This window comes from Sphingomonas sp. LM7 (assembly GCF_002002925.1).
In the GTDB taxonomy this organism is placed as follows: Bacteria; Pseudomonadota; Alphaproteobacteria; order Sphingomonadales; family Sphingomonadaceae; genus Sphingomonas.
Genome location: NZ_CP019511.1, coordinates 1,783,965 through 1,802,560, shown reverse-complemented (window position 1 = coordinate 1,802,560; position 18,596 = coordinate 1,783,965). Strand labels below are relative to the sequence as shown.

The window sequence follows — 18,596 nt, the reverse complement described above, 5'->3', positions numbered from 1 at the left end:
GCCAGTCGCGTCCCTACTGACTCAATGCTGTCAGGAGGGGCATGCCAAAAGGGTTCTTCGACACAGGAGGAACGGACCGATGACTGACAAAGTGCAGCCGCAGATCGTATTTACCGAGATACCCGTCGCCGATCCCGAGCGGGCGTGCAAATTCTATGAGACGTTGCTGCAGGGCCCGCTCGCCAGGAGTGACAATGGCCCCAACCCCATCTGGATGCTGCCGCATGCCGAAGGCGATCATGCCGCGGGACATCTCTATCCCGGCCAACCAGCGAAGGACGGCGGCGGCATGACTGCCCATTTCGCGGTTGCGGATGACGATTTGGCCGACGCGATGGAGCGCGTGCGGCGGGGCGGGGGCGAAGTTCTCTCCGAGGTGGTGGACATTCCAGTCGGTTCGTTCTTCTATGCCAGGGATAGTGAGGGCAACAGCCTGGGCCTTTTCAAGTACAAGGGTTGATGCGCCGAGCCGACCGCCTCTTTCAGATCGTGCAATATTTGCGCGGCGGTCGGCTGGTTACCGCGACCATGCTCGCCGAACGGCTGGAGGTTTCCGAGCGCACCATTTATCGTGATATCGCCGACCTCCAATCTACCGGAGTGCCGATCGATGGCGCCGCCGGCATTGGATACATCCTGCGCAGCGGCTACGACCTGCCGCCGCTGATGTTTACGCGAGGCGAAATTGCCGCGCTGGTCGCTGGGATTCGAATGGTGAAATCCTGGGGCGGGGTCGGCATGGCCCGCGATGCGGCCGAGGCCTTGGTGAAGATCGAGCTGGTTCTGCCACCGGCCGTCAGGAAGGGAGTCTCGGAGACCGCCATATTCGCGCCGCCGATGGAGTTGACCGACGCGGTGCGCGAACGGATCGACTTGATGCAAAGAGCTATCGCGGCCTGCGACATCGTGCGTTTCGACTATGAGGATCAGGACGGCATCGCGACCGTGCGGAGCGTCTACCCGCTTGGCTTGTGGTTTTGGGGGAAGGTCTGGACGCTGGTCGCCTGGTGCGAAATCCGCGAGGATTTCCGGATGTTCCGGCTTGATCGCACGACGGGCGCGGCGATTACGGGGCGGCAATTCAGCCCGGTCAAGGAGCGTTCGCTCGCCGAATGCCTGCGGCGATATGAATCGCAATTCGGACCACAGAGTTGAGGCGCCGGCCGATTGTATCCGAACGGTTCGTGCGCGGCTGTGTATCGCGCCATTGCGCAATTTCTCCCGCCCGAAGTCCGGCCGCGCGCATTCCATCCTAAAATGCACCTGTGGCCTGCGCGATCGATCCGCGGGCGTCGTCAGGAGTAATGACTTGAGCCTCTATTCCGCTCTCTACGCCGGCGTGTCCGGTCTCAGCGCCCAAGCGAGCGCAATGGCGACCGTCGCCGACAACATCACCAACATCAACACCGTCGGGTACAAGGGCGTCGAAGCCCAGTTCCGCACCATGGTCACCGACGGCCGTGCCAAGAGCAACTATTCGGCGGGCGGCGTGGCCGCAGCGCCGGTTTCGATGGTTTCCAAGCAGGGCCTGCTTCAGGCCTCGGGCAGCAGCACCGATCTCGCGATCGACGGCGGCGGCTTCTTCGTGACGCGCGCTTCGTCGGATTCGACCGGCGACGTCGCCTATACCCGCGCCGGCGCGTTCCGCCCGGACGAAGAGGGCTTCCTGCGCAATCCGGCGGGCCTCTATCTCTATGGCTGGCGTCTCGACGCGTCGGGCGACTACACCAACACCGGCAGCGTCGAAGCGCTCGAGCCGGTGCGCGTGAGCGACCTGATCGGCACCGCCTCGCCGACCACGCGCATCCAGGCGCGCATGAACCTGCAGTCGACCACCGCCAACTATGCGGGCACCTACACCGCCGGTAACATGGCGTCGGGCGCGGTCACGCCGCAGTTCACCCGCTCCTTCGACGTGTCGGACTCGCAGGGCGGCACGCACCGCGTGACGATGGGCTTCATCAAGACCGGTGCGAACACCTGGCAGAGCGAAGTCTATTCGAACCCGGCCAGCGACGTCACCGCCACCGGCGGCGTGCTCGCCAGCGGCACCATCAAGTTCAATCCGGACGGCAGCCTTGACCGCGCCGGCTCGAGCGCCGCGCTGTTCGATCCGCTCAACGTCACCTGGACCAACAATGCGGGTTCGGTTCCGATCACGCTGTCGATCGGCAGCGACGACGGCATCGACGGCATCACCCAGTTCGGCACCGAGAGCTCGCTGATTTCGTCGAACGTCGACGGCGGCATGCTCGGCAACCTCTCGTCGGTGGAAATCGACAAGCAGGGCACCGTCAGCGCGATCTTCTCGGACGGTTCGACCCGCGCAGTGTTCCAGCTGCCGATCGCCACCTTCCAGAATCCGGACGGCCTCACGCGCCTGTCGGGCAATGCCTACACGATCAGCCGCGCCTCGGGCGGCATGACGCTCAACGCACCGGGCCAGCTCGGCGCGGGCGGGATCGCAGCGAACTCGCTCGAAGCCTCGACCGTCGATCTGGCGGGCGAGTTCACCAACATGATCCGCTTCCAGCGGGCATACAGCGCCTCGTCGAAGATCATCACTACGGTCGACGACATGCTGCGCGAAGTGAGCGACCTGAAGCGTTAATCCTCCAAATCCGAGACCATAGGCGATGTCGCTCAATCATATCCTCGGATCCGCGGTTTCCGGCCTGGCAGCTGCCCAGGCCGGACTCCGCTCGGTCTCGAACAACATCGCCAATGTCGGTGTGTCGGGTTACGCGCGCGAGCGCGTCAGCCTCAGCACCGGCGTGGTCTCGGGCCAGGTCAACGGCGTCACGGTGGGCGAGCCCACTCGCGTCGCGGACCGTTTCCTCGAAGCCAATGTCTATCGCCGCGCGGGCGACTATGGCCGCGCGGACGTCACTGCCGGTTATCTTGACCGGCTCCAGTCGCTGCTGGGCGAGCCCGGCGCGGCTTCGGGCCTGCCAGCGCGGCTCGACTCGGTCACTGCCTCGGCAGTGGCGATGACCGGCTCGCAATCCTCTGCACAGACCGTTGCGGTGTTCACTGCCGATGTGCAGGACGCGATCGATTCGATGCAGCAGCTGACGACCGACGTCGACGGCCTGCGCGGCGACGTCGAGTCCGAGGTCGGCTATTCGGTCGACAAGATCAACAGCCTGCTCAAGCGCATCCATGATCTCAACAGCACCGTCGCCCAGGCCACCGGCCAGGGCAAGAATGTCGGCGGCGCCGCCGACCAGCGGATGACTGCGATCGAGGAACTCAGCAGCCTGATCTCGGTCAATGTGCGCGAACAGCCGGACGGCCGCGTCTCGATCGAGACTGCCAATGGCGGCGTGCTGCTCGACAAGAAGCTGCGCCAGCTCAATTATCCCAATGCCGGGCTCGGCGCCTCGCAGCCCATTTATCCGACGATCGAGATCCGCTTCGCCGAAGACAGCGGCGCGATGGGCGCGGCGACCGGCGAGAAGCTCGATTCGGCCGCGGTCGGCGGCAAGCTGGGCGGCCTGCTCGACTTGCGCGACCGCGCATTGCCGGCCTTTTCCGAACAGATGGGCGTGCTCTTCGCGGGGCTGTCCGAGGCGCTCAACGCGGTCTCCAACGCCGGCACCACCGTGCCGCCGCCCACAAGCCTGAACGGTCGCCAGACCGGTCTGGTCGGCACCGACCGGCTGGGCTTCACCGGCGCGGCGACCTTCGCAGTGACCAAGGCCGACGGCACGCTTGTCGCCAAGACCAGCATCGATTTCGACGCGATGCCCGCGGGCGCCACGATCGCCGACATGGTCTCTGCGATCAACGCAGGGCTGGGCGGCGCGGGCACCGCGACCTTCACCGACGGCAAGCTGAGCATCGCCGCCAGCGGCTCGGGCAACGGCGTCGTCGTTGCGCAGAACGAGACCAAGCCGAGCAGCCGCGCCGGCGTGGGCGTCTCGCAATATTTCGGCCTCAACGACTTCGTCCGCAGCGATTCGAGCACGTTGGTCCCCTCGGGTCTCGCAACCGGCGACCCCCATGGCTTCGCTGCGGGCGAAACCGCCCAGATCGTCCTGCGCGACACCACCGGTCGTGCGCTGACCAGCTATACGCTGACGCCGGCCGCCGGGGGCACCGTCGGCGATCTCGTCGGCCAGCTCAATTCGAGCCCGCTCGGCGATTTCGGCAATTTCAGCCTCGACGATCGCGGCCGGATGCGCTTCGAGCCGACCGCCGCGCTTTCGGGCGCAGTGCTATCGGTCCCGTCGGACTCGACCGATCGCTTCGGCACCGGGCTCGGTTTCTCTGGTCTGCTCGGGCTCACCGGCGCGTCGAGTGGCCTGCCCAATGCGCAGGTGCGTCCTGAAGTGCTCGCCACGCCGGCCAAGCTGCCGCTCGCGCGCTTTCAGGAAAATGCCGCAGTAGGCGCGAAGGCGCTCGGCGCCGGCGACACCCGTGGTGCGACTGCGTTCGTCGACAAGCTCGCCGGCGCGATCGACCTCGGCAAGGATGGCACGACCACGATCGAGCGCTTCTCGAGCCTGTTGCTCGGCCGCACCGGCCTCGAGGCGAGCCAGGCGGAGGGCAATCTGCTCGACGCCGCAGCGCGCCGCGACGACGCAGTCAATCGCCGCGACAGTTTCTCGGGCGTCAATATCGACGAGGAACTCGCGCAGATGGTGGTCCTGCAGAACAGCTATTCCGCCGCAGCGCGGGTGATCTCCACGGCGTCGGAAATGTACGACACCCTGCTCAACATGGTCTGATCGGAAATCCAATGACTCGCGTAGCCACCATCCCGCTCCAGCGCACCATGTCGAGTGCGATCCAGCGTTCGCAGGAAGCGCTGGCGATCACGCAGCAGCGCCTTGCCACCGGCAAGAAGGCGTCGGACTTCGCCGATCTCGGCACCGAGACCGTGCGCAATCTCTCGGCGCACAGCCTGCTCGCACGCCAGGACGCGCAATCGACCGTGTCGAAGCGCGTCGGCACGACGCTGTCGCTCTATCAGGGCCATCTCGAAGGCATGGAGAGCGCCGTCGGCGATCTCAAGAACGACATCCTCAACGCGATCGGCACCGGCGACGCCGCCGGCCTGCAGGAAGCGATCGAAACGGCGTTCAGCCAGTATCGCACCTCGCTCAACGCCAGCGAGGGCGGCGGGCCGCTGTTCGCCGGGTCGCAGACCAACGGCAATCCGTTCACGCCTGACACGCTCGCCCAGGTCGCCACGACCAGCGCGGACGATGCGTTCAAGGACGATGGCATCCGCGCGACCGCACGCGTCGCCGATGGTGTCGACGTGACCTATGGCATCACGGCGAGCGCGGCAGGCAAGGGCCTGTATGCCGCGTTCCAGACGCTCGCACAGGCGGGCACGATCGGCCCTAAGCCGACCGCCGCGCAGCTCGACGCGCTCAAGCAGGCGATCGGCCAGCTCGGCACCGGGATCGACAGCCTCCAGGCGGTCAACGCGGACAATGGCCGCAAGCAGAACCAGGTCGAGACGCTGACCACCCGCGGCGACGCACGCTCGCTGCTGCTGGAGAGCGTGATCGAGACCAACGAAGACGCCGATCTGGGCCAGGTCGCCATCGATCTGGCGCAGCAGAAGACGATGCTGCAGGCGAGCTATTCGGTGTTCTCGCAGCTCTCCGACCTGAGCCTGGTCAACTACATCCGCTAGATGAGAAGCATATTCGTCATCCCGGCCTTGCGCCGGGTGACAAGGAAAGAACGGGCGCTCTCCAACCTAAGCCGGAGCGCTTCGCCACAAACGAAAAGGGGCCAGCTGCGCGTGCAGCTGGCCCCTTTTCTTGTTCCGGGTTCAGCAGGTTCAGGAAGACGCGTCGATCAGGTCGCCGGTGGCGCCTGCGGGGCTGGCCTGCGGGATCGCCGTCATCGCCGCGCCGATCGCGGCCGGATCGATAGTGCCGACCTTGCGCGTCAGCACGTCGAACGCCTGGGCACTGGGCAGGCCCTTGAACGCCGCGGTATAGCGCGTGCGCAATGCGTCGAGCTGGTCCTCGCGGCCGAGCATCGCAAAGGCGACGGCCTGGCGAAGCACCGCCGCCTGGGCGGGTTCGCTGAGGCTGCCCTTGGGCGCCGGCAGGGCGTTTTCGGTGACGAAGCTGCCCCAGTCCTTGACCTGCCAGCGCATCTCGGCGCGGATCGCGTGCGCGTCCGGCAAGCCTTCGAGCGCGGCCATCGCCGCATCGACCTTGCCGAGGCGATGGAGCGCGACGGCTTCGACGCGCTTGCGGTCCTGGCGCATCGCCTCCGAATAGCTCGGCTGCTCGGTGTTGCGGATCGCGTCGAGCGCCCGATCGGGGCGGCCGGCGAGGATGTGGAGCGATGCCACCTTCACCGACAGCGGTCCCTGCGCCACGTCCTGTGCGCGCGCAGTCAGCTGATACTGCAGCAGTTCGGCGGCGCGGGCGTAGAGCGACGCGTCCTGGAGCCGACCGGCGAGGCGCAGCACCATGGCGTCGCCCTCGGCACCGGCGGGCGCCAGCTCGCGATAGTCCCAATAAAGACCCGCGGCCTCGGGCAGCGGCACGCCGCTGTCTGGCGTCAGCGCCGCGGCGAGCGCGGCCTGGAGTTCGGCGAGCATCGGCGCGGCCTTTGCACCGACCTTGAAATAGCGGATCAGCGCGGCGCCGGCGCGGAGCTGGCTGCGCAGATCATGCGCTTCGTTCGCGAGGCGGAGCTGGATCTCGAGCACGCGCTGCTCGATCGTGCCGCCGCGCCAGCCGAAGCGGAGCGCTTCGAGCTGCTTGAGGGCTTCGGCAGGGGCCAGGCTGTGCGTGGCGAGTCCGGCCTCGATCGTGCCGAGCTTCGCCTGCGCCTTGATTTCGTCGCCGCCGCTGAGCGCAGCGCGTTCGAGGCGCAGCTTGCCCCCCTGCGGATCGCCGGTGGCGACCATCGCGCGGCCGCGCAGGACATTGGCTTGCGCATCCTGATCGCCGAACAGCTTGAGCCAGGCGAGGGCGGGTGCGGGCTGTCCCGCGTCGATCGCGGCACCGGCGGCGGCGAGCACGAAGGGCGCGCGCGCTGCGGGAGCGCGGCCGTTGATCGCGGGTAGCGCGCAATTGACTTGGCGCACTGCATCCTGCGCGGCGCCGGCGCGGGCAAGCGCGCGCATCCGCCAGGCACAGGCTTCGGGATTGGTGGCGAGTTCGTCGGCGGAAAGCGCGCTCACGGCTTCCTCGTCACGCTCGACCAGAATGAGCGCGACACCGCGCGCGAGAAGGAAGGGGGCGACGAGGCCGAGATCGCGGTCGTTCGACTGCATCACTTCGAGCACGCCGAGCGCCTCGGCGCCGCGGCCTTCGCCGATCAGCCCGAGCGCATAGTTCCAGCGGCGCAGCTGGCGGTTGTCAGGACGCGAGGCGGCGAGCAAGGCCCAGCCGGCCTCGCCGATCTGGCCATGCCAGCCCGTCGCGCCGGTGATCATCGGCATCTGCGCAAGCTCGGCGGCGAAGGGCGGCAGCACTGCGGTGGGCGCATTGGTGCCCGGCGTTTCCGTGGCAGGGGCAGCGCCGTGTGCGGTATCGGCGACGGGCGCTGCGACATGCGGCGCCGCGTGCGGCGTCGCAGTGGCGGCGCCGGCGAGCAGCGCGATGAGTGCGGTGCGCATCAGCCTAGCCCGAGCGGGCGGATGACCGCGACGAGCACGCCGCCGGCCGCGCAGGCGAGCAGGAACAGCCCGGCGGGGAGCAGGGGAAGCCCGCCCTTGGCGCTGGCACTGGCGGCGCCGAGTGCGCCGGCCGTCCCGCCCGCGGGGTTGGCGCCGCCGACGACTTCGAACGAATTCTGGCCGGCATCGTTTGCCGTCGCGTTCCCGCCGCGGCGATCGCCGCCGGCTGGATCCTTGACGACGCGCATGCGTCCGGGACGTTGATCGTGACTCACTAACGACACCTTCTGCGTGATTTCATTCTATTATAGAGGCAAGGGCGCACACTTGACCGTCCGAGCGATGGAGTTTTGACGTGCGTAGGAGTCTTACGGTGATCGCGCTGACGATGGCGCTGCTGCCCCTGCCGGGCGGCGGGGCGCATGCGTCCGGCGGCGGTGGCGGTGGAGGCGGCGCCGGGTTGAACCTCGTTCCCATGGAAGAAGTGACCGTGCCGATCATCGAGGCCGATCGCCTCGCCGGCAACATGCGCTTCAAGCTGGTGCTGGAGGCGCATGACGCCGCTGCAGCCGCGACCGCGACCGCGAAGATGCCCGAACTGCGTGAGACGACTGTCGCCACGGCGCTCGAATTCGCGCGGCTCAATGCCTCGGGCCTGCGCGCGATCGACGCCGAACGCCTCGATCACGATCTCAACGCCGCGCTCAAGGCGGCCGACCCCGGCGTGTCGCGGGTGCTGCTCGTCGAGATCGCCGCCGCGCATAATTGATCGCGCGGCACGGCGCACGCCCGAGCTGATCCCTACAATTCGATCGGATGTGGCTGAGCAATGCCCGTTTTCCCGGTCGCGGAGGAGCGTTGTGACCCTGGTGTGACCTTTGCGCCTCCGCAATATCCCCCGCGGCGATAGCTCTCGCCTAGACCGGCAAGGCTTTCAGCCGCGTCCGGACGCTAAACAGTGCGAGTGTTTCCGCGCGTCGCTGTCCCGGCGCCGCCGAGGTGCGAGGTTCGCGCAGGCATATCAAGGCCGAACGGCCTTGGTCAGGAAACCGTGCATTCGCAGCCAGTCCGCGAAGGCTTCGAACCAGCCCGTGCTGGTGGTATCCTTCTTGTACATGCCAAAGCCATGGCCGCCCTGTTCGTACAGGTGGAACTCGACCGGGCGCTTCGCCGTCCTCCAGCTGTCGATCAGGCCATAGCCGCTGTTTCCGAACAGAGGATCGTCGGCGGCGAGCGCGACGAACATGGGTGGGGCGTCCGCCGGTGCCGCCATCGGCGATAGCGGGCCATATATGTTGCCGATGAACGCCGGCTTGGCATCCTGCCCGGCGAGCGTCGTCGCCATCGTCAGCATGGCGCCGGCGGAGAAGCCGATCATGCCGATGCGTTCGGGATCGACTTGCCATTCCTTTGCGCGGCGGCGGACCAGCGCGAATGCGGCGCGCGCGTCGGCGATCTGTGGCGCCAAGCCTGCGAACGCCGCCTCCGTCGTCGGCCGCGGCGGCCGTGCGGCGCCACTGAATATTTCGCGCATCGAGCGTTCGAAGGCGGGCATGTCCTGCGGCGTCTGGTTGAGACGGTATTTGATCACGAACGCGGCCACGCCCCGGTCGGCGAGTGCCTTGGCCACATCCCAGCCCTCATTTGCCATCGACAATGTCCGAAAGCCGCCGCCCGGCGCGACGATTATGGCAGCGCCGGTTGCCTTGGCCGGATCGGGCAGGAAGGGCGTGAGCGTCGCAACCGTGACGTTTCGCGCAAACACACTGCCATATTGGCTATGCCATGCTTCGGGCGCGGTGGCGCCGGGCAGTGGGCCGGTTCCCAGTTCGATTGCGGTGGGCTGCGCCGGTGCTGCAATCGGCGTCATCTTGTCGTCTTGCGCCCGCGCGCCCGGCGCGAGCGCGCAGGTGGCGACCAGCATGATCGCCGCCAGGCTTGCGCCGATCCATTGTTCCCGATTGGTGGTGCGCATCCTCGTGATCCTCTTCTCATGGCGATTTCTAGATGTCGGGGCGGGGCCTAGCGGGAGGGCGCCGCCGAAACGCCCGCGTCGGTCTGCACGACCGGCTTCATCGTCCCGTCGGCATTGTATCGGAGGCGCTCGACAGTGACCGCGCGGCGGCCGATCGCTCCGTTGAGTTCGCCGATCGTGAGCGCCGCATTGTGCAGGAAGATATACGAGCTGCCCTTGAACTCGGCGATTCCGGGATGGATCGTGAAGCTGTATTTGCCCGATCCGGTCAGTTCGCCGCGATAGGTCCAGGGGCCCTTGATCGAAGGCGCGGTGGCGTACGACACCTTCTCGTCACGGTGTTTCGAGCGGTCGAGCGAGGCATAGGTGAGATAGTAAAGCGCACCGCGCTTGTGCAGCCAGGGCCCTTCCTCGAAATGCGGCGGCGTGATCTCGGTGATCGGGCCGTCGATCTCGATCATGTTGGGCTTGAGCTTCGCGATATAGCATTGGCGATTGCCCCAGGAGATCCACGTCGTCCCGTCATCGTCGGTGAACACGGTGGGATCGATGTCCTCCCAACTGTGCGTGCCCTTGGGCGTCATGTCGTTCGTGATCAGGGCCGAGCCCTTGGCGTCGACGAACGGGCCGGTGGGCGTGTCGGATACTGCGACTGCGATCGCCTTGCCGGGGTGTTTGTCGTCGTGCTCGACCGCCGCATAGAACCAGAACTTGCCGTTCTTCTGGATCGCCTGGGATGCCCAGGCGTCCTTCTTGGCCCATTTGAAGCCAGCCACATTCAGGATCGGACCGTGGTCGGTCCAGTGTTTCATGTCCTCGGTCGAATAGACCAGCCACTCGCGCATGTTGAACATTTCGTCGCGCTGCGCTTCGTCATGGCCGACATACAGATAGAGCCGATCGCCCACTACGAGCGGCGCCGGATCGGCAGTGAATTTGTCGCGGATGATGGGGTTTGCCCCCGGAGCAGTCGATGGGGCCGACTGCGCCGCCGCCACGGACGGAATTGATAGCGCTATCATCAATAGCGCGCCAATTCCTGCGCGCCTGAAGCGGTCCCCCATCATCACTCTCCGATTTATGTTTGCGCTAACATTAGTCTGACTAATCGCTTCGTCAATCCCCGCCGACTGCCGCTCGCGAACGCGAAAAAGGCCGCGGATCGCTCCGCGGCCTTTTCGTTTCCGGTGACCGAGGGCTTACTTGCCCTGGCGCCTGGCCGCTGCTGGCTGGGGCGGGGCGACCGCGGCCATGCGGGCCGACTTGCGAGCCAGCGCCATGCTGAGTGCGGCGGCTGCCTTGGGAGTCATCGCGGCCATGATCATTGCAGTCGAGCGCTCGCGCATGCGCTGGGCGACCTTCATCTGTACTTCCATGTCGAGCTGCTCGAAGACCACCGCAGCGGCCTTGGGCTTCATCGCCTGGTAGATGCGGGCGAGTTCGTCGAACTGGGCACCGGGCTCCTCGACCGGACCGCTGCCGGCCGCGCCAGGCGCGGCGGCGGCTTCGCCTTCCTTCTGGCGCGCTTCGAGATCGGCCTGGAGCCGGGCCTGCGCCGCCTTGGTCGCCTGCTCGCGCAAGTCGAGCCCGCGCTTGCGCCGCGCCGCGGCGGCATCGCGCTCGGCCAGGTCCTGCTCGATCGAGCTGCCGAGCCGGGTCTTGGGCGTGCTGCTCTGCGTCGCGCTGGTCGCAATGGTCGAGGCGTTGGCGACGACGGCGAGCGCGGAGGCCGCCGCCGTCAGCAGCAGGAGGGAAGGGCGGGCCATCAGACGAGCTCGGCTTCGGATTCGGCCTTGGCTTCGGCAGTCTCGTCTTCGGCCGTCTCGGCGGTGCGCAGCGCATTGGCGAGGCCGACGACGTTGACGACGCGCTCGCATGCCGCGTCGGCGATGCCGATCATGTCCGACAGCTCGTCGCGCAGCCCCTTGGCCTGATCGACGAGACGCGCGTGCTGGGCGCAATCGGTGCCGAGCGTCATCTTCATCTCGGAGAGGACCGAACGGGCGCCGGCCGTGGCCTTTTCGAGCGCAGTCACCACTTCGGTGAGCGCGCCGTCCTTCACGGTGCGCAGGCTGCGCATCATGCGCACGCTCTGCACGAGCACGGCCATGCAGAGGATCATCGTCAGCGCGTTGGCGAGAATGGCGAAGCTCATGATTTCATCTTTCCCTGGGAGGAGACGTCGTTGACAAGGCGCACGGCGACCTTGCCGCGGCGCTGGCCGATCTGGGCCTGGGCGAGCGTGACGCCGCCGCAGGCGAGGTCGAGTGCGTCGTCCGGGCTCTTGTGCAGCGCGATGGTCTGGCCGACTTCGAGCGCCTTGAGCTCTGCGATGGCCATCGCCTTCTCGCCGAGCACGACGTTCACGTTGACATTGGTCTTGACGATCTCGGACGCCATATGGGCCTCCCAGACGCCGTCGCGGCCGCTCTTCTCACCCATGAAGCGCTGAAGCAGCTTGTGGCGGACCGGCTCGAGCGTGGCGTACGGGAACACCAGGGTGAACTCGCCGCCGCGGCCGTCCATGTCGACGCGGAAGGTGGCGATCGCGCAGATGTTCGACGTGCCGGCGATAGCGGCGAAGCGCGGATTGCTCTCAATGCGCTCGAGATCGATGCTGATCGGCTCGATCGGCTCGAACGCTGTCGCGAAATCCTTGAGCGCGAGCTCGAGCATGCGCGAGACCAGGCCGGTCTCGATCGTGGTGAAGGCGCGGCCATCGATCAGCGTCGGTGCACCGCCGCCGCGACCGCCAAGCAACCCGTCGACCACGGCATAGATGAGGCTCGATTCGACGGTGACGAGGCCGAAGCTCTCCCATTCCTGAACCTTGAACACGCCGACCATTGCCGGGAGCATCACGCGGTTCATGAATTCGCCGAAGCGGATCGAGGTGACGTTCTCGAGGCTGACGTCGATCGCGTCCGAGGTGAGGTTGCGCATCGAACTGGCAAACGAGCGAACCATGCGATCACAGACCACTTCGAGCATCGGCAGACGCTCGTGGCTGATGACCTTGGACTCGATGACCGCGCGCAGGCCCTTCTTCTTCTCGACCGGGCCGCCGAAGTCGCCGAACAGCGCGTCGATGTCGGACTGGTCGAAGCGCACGTCGCCATCGGCACCCATCGCTGCGACGGGCGGCTCGGGGAGGTCGAAATCGTCGAGATCGATCATTGCTGGATGAGATCCTGGATGAGGATGTCTTTGACGGCGCCGGTGCCGGCCACTTCGGTGGCGCGGACCAGCATCTCTTCCTTGATCCGGAAGACCGCCGCCGAACCGGCGAGATCCTCGGGGCGCAGTTCGCGCAGGAAGGGCTGATAGGCGTCGAGGATCAGCGGCAGCTTCTCCTTGAGACCATCGAGGGTGCCCTTGGTGCCTGGCACGATCATGAAGTGGATCTTGAGGAAGCGCGAGGCGCCGTCGGGCGAACGCAGGTTCACCACCATCGGCGGCACGTCGACAAAGGCTTCCTTGCTGTCGCCGCCGCCATGGCCGCCACTCTCGGCTTCGGCCTCGGGCGCAGCTTCTTCGCCATGACCGCCTTCGGCCGCAGTCTCGGCCTTGGCCGACCCGCCCGAAAGCATCACCGCGGCGCCACCGCCGCCGCCGAGCAGCAGAACGCCTGCAGCGGCTCCTATAATAATGAGCTTCTTCTTCGACTTCGGCGCTGCGGGCTTCGCGCCCTCTGCACCTTCCTCGACGATCTCGGGTGACGACATTTCCCTGGCACCTTTCGAAATCAGCGCTCCGGCACCACGCCGGCTGATTTCCCTCTATTATAGGATGGTCACCCGGCAATTTCTGCCTAGCGACAATTTTCTGAAGGGACGGTCCGGTGGACATCTCATCTTATGTATTGCTGAGCCAGGAACAGGCGCTGCGGCGCCGGCTCGACGTTGCGGCGAACAACCTCGCCAACATGAATACGGTCGGCTTCAAGCGGGAGCAGCCGGTGTTCCGCGAGTTCGTCAAGGAAGGCGAGACCACGGTCACGCCCGACGCGAAGAAGACGTCGTTCGTGCTGGATTACGGCGCGGTGCACGATGCTTCCTCGGGCGGGTTCCAGCTGACCGACAATCCGCTCGACGTGATGATCGAGGGACCGGGCTATCTGAGCGTCGAGGCGCCCAATGGCGGCACTGCGTACACGCGTGCGGGCTATATAAAGGTGCTGCAGAGCGGCGAGCTTGCCACCGCGGGGGGCCAGAAGGTCCTTGGCGAAGGCGGCAAGCCGATCATCGTGCCGCCCGAGAGCGCCGGCCGCCTAAGCATTTCTCCTGATGGCAGCGTGATCGGTCCCGATGGTCCGCTCGGCCGCCTGACCGTGACCGTGTTCGACGAAGCGGGCATGGATCCGCGCGGCGACGGCATGTTCAATGGCAGCAACGGGCGCGAGCTCACCGCCGCCGAGACCAAGCTCAAGTCGGGCGGCGTCGAGGGCTCGAACGTCAATGCGATCGTCGAGACCACCGACATGGTCGAGATCCTGCGCGCCTATCAGACGAGCATGAACCTCAACGAAAGCATGTCCGACCTTCGCAAGAAGGCGATCGACCGGCTCGGCCGCGTCGGCTGATATTCCAGAAAGGTAAGATCCAATGCGTTCGCTCTCCATCGCCTCGACCGGCATGCTCGCGCAGCAGACCAACGTCGACGTCATCTCGAACAACATCGCCAACATGAATACCACGGGCTTCAAGCGCCAGCGCGCGGAGTTCCAGGACCTGCTATACGAGCAGATCGAGCGTCCCGGCGGCGCGACCGGCCCGGACACCAAATCGCCTTCGGGCATCCAGATCGGCTCGGGCGTCAAGACCGGCGGCGTCTATCGCATCCAGCAGCAGGGCGCGCTGCAGCAGACCGACAATCGCTATGACGTGGCGATCACCGGCCGCGGCTATTTCCAGATCACGCTGCCTTCGGGCGACACCGCCTATACCCGCGACGGCTCGTTCGGTGTTTCGGACCAGGGCGAGCTGGTGACGCAGGACGGCTATCCCGTGCAGCCGGGGATCACGATTCCGCAGGGCACGACCGACGTGACGATTTCCAAGACCGGCGAGGTCCAGGTGATCACCTCGGGCGATCCGCAGCCGCAGACCGTCGGCCAGCTCGAGCTCGCGACGTTCATGAACGACGCCGGCCTCGAAGCGAAGGGCGAGAACCTGTTTCTCGAGACCTCGGCTTCGGGTCAGCCGACCGTGGCTGCGCCTGGCGAGCCGGGCCTCGGCACGCTGAGCCAGGGCTTCGTCGAAGCGTCGAACGTCAATGCAGTCGCCGAAATCACGGCGCTGATCACCGCGCAGCGCGCCTATGAGATGAACAGCCGCGTGGTGAAGACCGCCGACGAGATGCTGTCGACGACGAGCCAGCTGCGCTGATGGGCGTGCTTTTCGCACTGGCGCTGCTCGGCGCGGGCCCGGCGGCTCCGGCCGAGGACGTGCAGGTCGCCGTCCTCGCCCATCCGGTCGAGAAGGGCACGCGGCTCGAGCGCAGCGACTTCGAGAGCGAGGCGCGTGCGCCTGCCGCCGCGCGCGGCACGCTCTCGGCAGAGGATGCGGCCGGCATGGAAGCGGCGCGGAACCTGACTGCCGGGATGACCGTGCGGCGCTCCGACCTGATGAAGCCGCAGCTGGTGAAGCGCGGCGAGCCGGTGACTGTCCGCATCGTCAGCGGCGCACTGGTGATCACTGCCTCGGGCCGTGCGCTGAACGGCGGCGGGCAGGGCGAAATGGTGCGGGTGGTGACCAATGCCACCAACCGCACGCTCGATGGAACAATCGAAGGCTCCGGCGCCGTCCGGATCGCCGCACCGTAAGCGTAGAGGGAATCAACATGCGCAAGATCATTCTTCTCGTGGCGCTCGGCGCCATGGTTTCGGGCTGCGGCTCGGTCGGCCGCCTTCAACAGGTCGGCAAGGCGCCGAAGCTTTCGGGCATCGACCCGATCGCGACGCCCGACGTCGAAGCATCGCTGGCGATGCCTTCGGATCGCGGCCGCCCGAACTCGGCCGTGGCGATGCAGCAGCCGGCTCCGGCGCCCAGCGCGTCGCTGTTCCGCACCGGCGCGGGCGCGTTCTTCCGCGACCAGCGCGCCGGCAAGACCGGCGACATCCTGACGATCAAGATCAACATCCAGGACAAGGCCGATATCGGCAACAACACCTCGCGCACTCGCGGTGGGTCCGAGAGCGGCGGCCTGGGCAATTTGCTCGGCATCGCGCCAGTCGCCAAGCTGGTGGGCGCCGACGCGGGCAAGGTGTTCGAGACCGATTCCGGCTCGAAATATTCGGGCGGCGGCAACACCGCGCGTTCCGAGACGATCAACATGACGATGGCGGCGATCGTCACGCAGGTTCTGCCCAACGGCAATCTGATGATCCGCGGCAAGCAGGAAGTGCGCGTCAATTTCGAGATGCGCGAACTGCTGGTCACCGGCATCATCCGTCCCGAGGACATCGCGCGCGACAATTCGATCAGCCACAGCCAGATCGCCGAGGCACGCGTGATCTATGGCGGTAAGGGCCAGCTAACCGACGCGCAGCAAGCACGCTGGGGCCAGCAGATCTACGACGCGCTGTTCCCGTTCTGAGTTAAGCCCTTCGGGGGGAAGGTGAAAGGGTCCGTCCGAGCAATCGGACGGGCCCTTTTTATTTTGCCCGCGACCCGTGTCGAATGTTGCATCGGCCTCAATATACGTTGGTCTACTTAAGGTAGGACCCGATTTAACTGTTCGGCAACTATATAAAATTGCACGATTATTTTGGCGTGACCGGAAATCTTCCCATGATGAACCTGCAGGGCGCGAAGGCGCCAGGTCGCGGATCGGCGCTTCCGGTCCGGGTCGCAGAAGCGGCTCTTGTCCAAGAAGGAAATTATCATGGGTTTCTCTGTCAACACCAACACCGGCGCGATGGCGGCTCTTCAGAGCCTCAACGAGACGAACAAGGGCCTGTCGCAGGTTCAGAGCCGCATCAACACCGGCCTGAACGTTGCTTCGACCAAGGACGACTCGGCTTCGTACACGATCGCTCAGGGCCTTCGCGGTGACGTAGGCGGCCTCAAGGCCGTTTCTTCGTCGCTGAGCCGCGCCAAGAGCGTGACTGACGTTGCGGTCGCGGGTGCCGAGCAGATCTCGGACGTCGTCAACCAGATGAAGGCGAAGGCCTATCAGTCTGCTGACGCCGGCATCGACGATGCGACGCGCACGGCGCTGAACAACGACTTCGTGGCTCTGCGCGATCAGATCACGACGATCGTCAACTCGTCGGACTTCAACGGCACGAACCTGTTGAAGGCTTCGGGTGGCAGCGTGACTGCACTGCAGTCGCTGCAGGACTCGAACACGGGCACCACCAACTGGAACCCGGATTCGCTCAGCGTTGCCAACCAGGGTCTCGACCTTGGTGGTTCGGTCGTGACCGTTTCGTCCAGCGGCAGCATCGCCACCCAGGCTTCGGCCCAGGCGATGATCGACACGCTGACCACGACCCAGTCGAACCTGAAGACCAGCCTGAGCACGCTCGGCGCGGCATCGCGCAAGATCGACGCTCAGTCGACCTTCACCAGCAAGCTCTCCGACTCCATCGAGGGCGGCATCGGCAATCTCGTCGACGCCGACCTCGCCAAGGAATCGGCGAAGCTTCAGGCGCTGCAGGTCAAGCAGCAGCTCGGTGTGCAGGCTCTGGGGATCGCCAATCAGGCACCGCAGACCATCACGTCGCTGTTCCGTTAAGGTCAAGCTTTTCCCTGGAAGCTTACCTGACGACAGAGAGGGGCCGGGACGGCGACGTCCCGGCCCTTTTTTTATGCGCCGAACGCGCATCAGAGAGACCGGATTTTTGCCGTGAAACGAACGGGTTGGCGATGCTGTGCCAGCGGTAACCAATTGCTAACCATTTAAATTCGCGGAGTAATTTTGGTCCTCCGGGAAATCTTCCCAAAATGAACCTGCAGGGCGCGAAGGCGCCAGGTCGCGGATCGGCGCTTCCGGTCCGGGCTGCAGAAGCGGCTCTTGTCCAAGAAGGAAATTATCATGGGTTTCTCTGTCAACACCAACACCGGCGCGATGGCGGCTCTTCAGAGCCTCAACGAGACGAACAAGGGCCTGTCGCAGGTTCAGAGCCGCATCAACACCGGCCTGAACGTTGCTTCGACCAAGGACGACTCGGCATCGTACACCATCGCTCAGGGCCTTCGCGGCGACATGGGCGGCCTGAAGGCCGTTTCCTCGTCGCTGAGCCGCGCCAAGAGCGTGACCGACGTTGCAGTGGCTGGCGCCGAGCAGATCTCGGACGTCGTCAACCAGATGAAGGCGAAGGCCTATCAGTCTGCTGACGCCGGCATCGACGATGCAACGCGTACCGCGCTGAACAACGACTTCGTGGCTCTGCGCGATCAGATCACGACGATCGTCAACTCGTCGGACTTCAACGGCACGAACCTGCTGAAGGCTTCGGGCGGCACCGTGACTGCACTGCAGTCGCTGAAGGATTCGGACACCTCGTCGGCAACGACCTGGAACCCGGACTCGCTCAGCGTTGCCAACCAGGGTCTCGACCTTGGTGGTTCGGTTGTGACCGTCGGCGCCAGCGGCAACATCAGCAGCCAGGCAAATGCCCAGGCGATGATCGACACGCTGACCACGACCCAGTCGAACCTGAAGACCAGCCTGAGCACGCTCGGCGCGGCATCGCGCAAGATCGACGCTCAGTCGACCTTCACCAGCAAGCTCTCCGACACCATCGAGAGCGGCATCGGCAACCTTGTCGACGCCGACCTCGCCAAGGAATCGGCGCGCCTGCAGGCGCTGCAGGTCAAGCAGCAGCTCGGTGTGCAGGCTCTCGGGATCGCCAACCAGGCGCCCCAGACCATCACGTCGCTGTTCCGTTAAGGTCAAGCTTTTCCCTGGAAGCTTACCTGACGACAGAGAGAGGCCGGGACGGCAACGTCCCGGCCTCTTTTTTTGTGCGTGCGGCCCGGCCGGGCGCACAACGAAATCCGCGGTTCT

At 65.8% G+C, this 18,596-nt stretch carries 20 protein-coding genes; 12 read left to right on the top strand and 8 right to left on the bottom strand.

Annotated elements, in window-relative coordinates; translation table 11 throughout:
* Positions 1–79: 79 nt before the first annotated feature.
* The 5 genes from BXU08_RS08165 (at position 80) to BXU08_RS08145 (ending at position 5,653) form a co-directional block, all read left to right on the top strand.
* Positions 80–460 carry a VOC family protein gene (locus BXU08_RS08165; protein WP_077509603.1) on the top strand — a complete coding sequence of 127 codons (381 nt, stop codon included), beginning with the start codon at positions 80–82 and terminating at the stop codon, positions 458–460.
* Positions 460–1,155, top strand: a complete 696-nt coding sequence (locus tag BXU08_RS08160; protein WP_077509602.1) for a YafY family protein — start codon at positions 460–462, stop codon at positions 1,153–1,155. Before BXU08_RS08165 ends, BXU08_RS08160 begins: the two co-directional genes overlap by 1 nt.
* Positions 1,156–1,309: 154 nt before the next feature.
* A complete protein-coding gene (locus BXU08_RS08155; protein WP_290439641.1) occupies positions 1,310–2,611 on the top strand; it encodes a flagellar hook protein FlgE in 1,302 nt (433 codons plus the stop codon).
* A 25-nt stretch (positions 2,612–2,636) separates the two neighbouring features.
* Positions 2,637–4,733, top strand: a complete 2,097-nt coding sequence (locus BXU08_RS08150; RefSeq protein WP_077509600.1) for a flagellar hook-associated protein FlgK — start codon at positions 2,637–2,639, stop codon at positions 4,731–4,733.
* A gap of 11 nt (positions 4,734–4,744) precedes the next feature.
* Positions 4,745–5,653 (top strand): flagellin, encoded by a 909-nt coding sequence (locus BXU08_RS08145; RefSeq protein ID WP_077509599.1) that lies wholly within the window; start codon positions 4,745–4,747, stop codon positions 5,651–5,653.
* A 150-nt stretch (positions 5,654–5,803) separates the two neighbouring features.
* On the opposite strand, the gene BXU08_RS08140 is transcribed toward BXU08_RS08145, so the two are convergent.
* Positions 5,804–7,606 (bottom strand): hypothetical protein, encoded by a 1,803-nt coding sequence (locus BXU08_RS08140; RefSeq protein WP_077509598.1) that lies wholly within the window; start codon positions 7,604–7,606, stop codon positions 5,804–5,806.
* Positions 7,606–7,854, bottom strand: a complete 249-nt coding sequence (locus tag BXU08_RS08135) for a hypothetical protein (protein WP_077509597.1) — start codon at positions 7,852–7,854, stop codon at positions 7,606–7,608. The genes BXU08_RS08140 and BXU08_RS08135 overlap by 1 nt, the downstream gene beginning before the upstream one ends.
* 107 nt (positions 7,855–7,961) lie before the next feature.
* Here BXU08_RS08135 and BXU08_RS08130 point away from each other — a divergent pair, with 107 nt between their 5' ends.
* Complete coding sequence (locus BXU08_RS08130) at positions 7,962–8,375, top strand: hypothetical protein (protein WP_253190553.1); 414 nt, start codon at positions 7,962–7,964, stop codon at positions 8,373–8,375.
* Positions 8,376–8,627: 252 nt separating this feature from the next.
* On the opposite strand, the gene BXU08_RS08125 is transcribed toward BXU08_RS08130, so the two are convergent.
* The 6 genes from BXU08_RS08125 to fliL form a co-directional block, all read right to left on the bottom strand.
* Positions 8,628–9,530 (bottom strand): alpha/beta hydrolase, encoded by a 903-nt coding sequence (locus BXU08_RS08125; protein ID WP_253190583.1) that lies wholly within the window; start codon positions 9,528–9,530, stop codon positions 8,628–8,630.
* A gap of 98 nt (positions 9,531–9,628) precedes the next feature.
* Complete coding sequence (locus BXU08_RS08120) at positions 9,629–10,603, bottom strand: glycoside hydrolase family 43 protein (RefSeq protein WP_150125466.1); 975 nt, start codon at positions 10,601–10,603, stop codon at positions 9,629–9,631.
* Between the two features lie 177 nt (positions 10,604–10,780).
* Entirely contained in the window at positions 10,781–11,347 is a 567-nt protein-coding gene (locus BXU08_RS08115; RefSeq protein WP_077509594.1) for a magnesium transporter MgtE N-terminal domain-containing protein, read from the bottom strand.
* Entirely contained in the window at positions 11,347–11,736 is a 390-nt protein-coding gene (locus BXU08_RS08110) for a DUF6468 domain-containing protein (RefSeq protein ID WP_077509593.1), read from the bottom strand. The genes BXU08_RS08115 and BXU08_RS08110 overlap by 1 nt, the downstream gene beginning before the upstream one ends.
* The gene (fliM, locus tag BXU08_RS08105; protein ID WP_077509592.1) at positions 11,733–12,758 is read right to left on the bottom strand and encodes a flagellar motor switch protein FliM; all 1,026 of its coding nucleotides are present in this window, start codon (positions 12,756–12,758) and stop codon (positions 11,733–11,735) included. The genes BXU08_RS08110 and fliM overlap by 4 nt, the downstream gene beginning before the upstream one ends.
* Positions 12,755–13,306, bottom strand: a complete 552-nt coding sequence (fliL, locus tag BXU08_RS08100) for a flagellar basal body-associated protein FliL (RefSeq protein ID WP_150125465.1) — start codon at positions 13,304–13,306, stop codon at positions 12,755–12,757. Before fliL ends, fliM begins: the two co-directional genes overlap by 4 nt.
* Before the next feature lie 116 nt (positions 13,307–13,422).
* Here fliL and BXU08_RS08095 point away from each other — a divergent pair, with 116 nt between their 5' ends.
* The 6 genes from BXU08_RS08095 (at position 13,423) to BXU08_RS08070 (ending at position 18,479) form a co-directional block, all read left to right on the top strand.
* On the top strand, positions 13,423–14,163 hold the full coding sequence (locus tag BXU08_RS08095) for a flagellar hook-basal body complex protein (protein WP_077509590.1): 741 nt from the start codon (positions 13,423–13,425) through the stop codon (positions 14,161–14,163).
* Positions 14,164–14,185: 22 nt separating this feature from the next.
* Positions 14,186–14,968, top strand: a complete 783-nt coding sequence (flgG, locus tag BXU08_RS08090; protein WP_077509589.1) for a flagellar basal-body rod protein FlgG — start codon at positions 14,186–14,188, stop codon at positions 14,966–14,968.
* Positions 14,968–15,405, top strand: a complete 438-nt coding sequence (gene flgA / locus BXU08_RS08085) for a flagellar basal body P-ring formation chaperone FlgA (protein WP_077509588.1) — start codon at positions 14,968–14,970, stop codon at positions 15,403–15,405. Before flgG ends, flgA begins: the two co-directional genes overlap by 1 nt.
* A 17-nt stretch (positions 15,406–15,422) precedes the next feature.
* Positions 15,423–16,178: a flagellar basal body L-ring protein FlgH gene (flgH, locus tag BXU08_RS08080; RefSeq protein WP_077509587.1), complete on the top strand. Its 756-nt coding sequence runs from the start codon at positions 15,423–15,425 to the stop codon at positions 16,176–16,178.
* A gap of 288 nt (positions 16,179–16,466) precedes the next feature.
* Entirely contained in the window at positions 16,467–17,321 is an 855-nt protein-coding gene (locus BXU08_RS08075; protein WP_077509586.1) for a flagellin, read from the top strand.
* Positions 17,322–17,621: 300 nt separating this feature from the next.
* Entirely contained in the window at positions 17,622–18,479 is an 858-nt protein-coding gene (locus BXU08_RS08070) for a flagellin (RefSeq protein ID WP_077509585.1), read from the top strand.
* Positions 18,480–18,596: the final 117 nt, after the last annotated feature.

What these genes read in the sequence shown, in the direction of transcription:
- BXU08_RS08165 (WP_077509603.1), top strand. Translation starts at nt 80, where the DNA reads ATGACTGACAAAGTGCAGCCGCAGATCGTATTTACCGAGATACCCGTC.
- BXU08_RS08160 (WP_077509602.1), top strand. Translation starts at nt 460, where the DNA reads ATGCGCCGAGCCGACCGCCTCTTTCAGATCGTGCAATATTTGCGCGGC.
- BXU08_RS08150 (WP_077509600.1), top strand. Translation starts at nt 2,637, where the DNA reads ATGTCGCTCAATCATATCCTCGGATCCGCGGTTTCCGGCCTGGCAGCT.
- BXU08_RS08145 (WP_077509599.1), top strand. Translation starts at nt 4,745, where the DNA reads ATGACTCGCGTAGCCACCATCCCGCTCCAGCGCACCATGTCGAGTGCG.
- BXU08_RS08140 (WP_077509598.1), bottom strand. Translation starts at nt 7,606, where the DNA reads ATGCGCACCGCACTCATCGCGCTGCTCGCCGGCGCCGCCACTGCGACG.
- BXU08_RS08135 (WP_077509597.1), bottom strand. Translation starts at nt 7,854, where the DNA reads ATGCGCGTCGTCAAGGATCCAGCCGGCGGCGATCGCCGCGGCGGGAAC.
- BXU08_RS08125 (WP_253190583.1), bottom strand. Translation starts at nt 9,530, where the DNA reads ATGCTGGTCGCCACCTGCGCGCTCGCGCCGGGCGCGCGGGCGCAAGAC.
- BXU08_RS08120 (WP_150125466.1), bottom strand. Translation starts at nt 10,603, where the DNA reads ATGATAGCGCTATCAATTCCGTCCGTGGCGGCGGCGCAGTCGGCCCCA.
- BXU08_RS08115 (WP_077509594.1), bottom strand. Translation starts at nt 11,347, where the DNA reads ATGGCCCGCCCTTCCCTCCTGCTGCTGACGGCGGCGGCCTCCGCGCTC.
- BXU08_RS08110 (WP_077509593.1), bottom strand. Translation starts at nt 11,736, where the DNA reads ATGAGCTTCGCCATTCTCGCCAACGCGCTGACGATGATCCTCTGCATG.
- fliM (WP_077509592.1), bottom strand. Translation starts at nt 12,758, where the DNA reads ATGATCGATCTCGACGATTTCGACCTCCCCGAGCCGCCCGTCGCAGCG.
- fliL (WP_150125465.1), bottom strand. Translation starts at nt 13,306, where the DNA reads ATGTCGTCACCCGAGATCGTCGAGGAAGGTGCAGAGGGCGCGAAGCCC.
- flgG (WP_077509589.1), top strand. Translation starts at nt 14,186, where the DNA reads ATGCGTTCGCTCTCCATCGCCTCGACCGGCATGCTCGCGCAGCAGACC.
- flgA (WP_077509588.1), top strand. Translation starts at nt 14,968, where the DNA reads ATGGGCGTGCTTTTCGCACTGGCGCTGCTCGGCGCGGGCCCGGCGGCT.
- flgH (WP_077509587.1), top strand. Translation starts at nt 15,423, where the DNA reads ATGCGCAAGATCATTCTTCTCGTGGCGCTCGGCGCCATGGTTTCGGGC.
- BXU08_RS08075 (WP_077509586.1), top strand. Translation starts at nt 16,467, where the DNA reads ATGGGTTTCTCTGTCAACACCAACACCGGCGCGATGGCGGCTCTTCAG.
- BXU08_RS08070 (WP_077509585.1), top strand. Translation starts at nt 17,622, where the DNA reads ATGGGTTTCTCTGTCAACACCAACACCGGCGCGATGGCGGCTCTTCAG.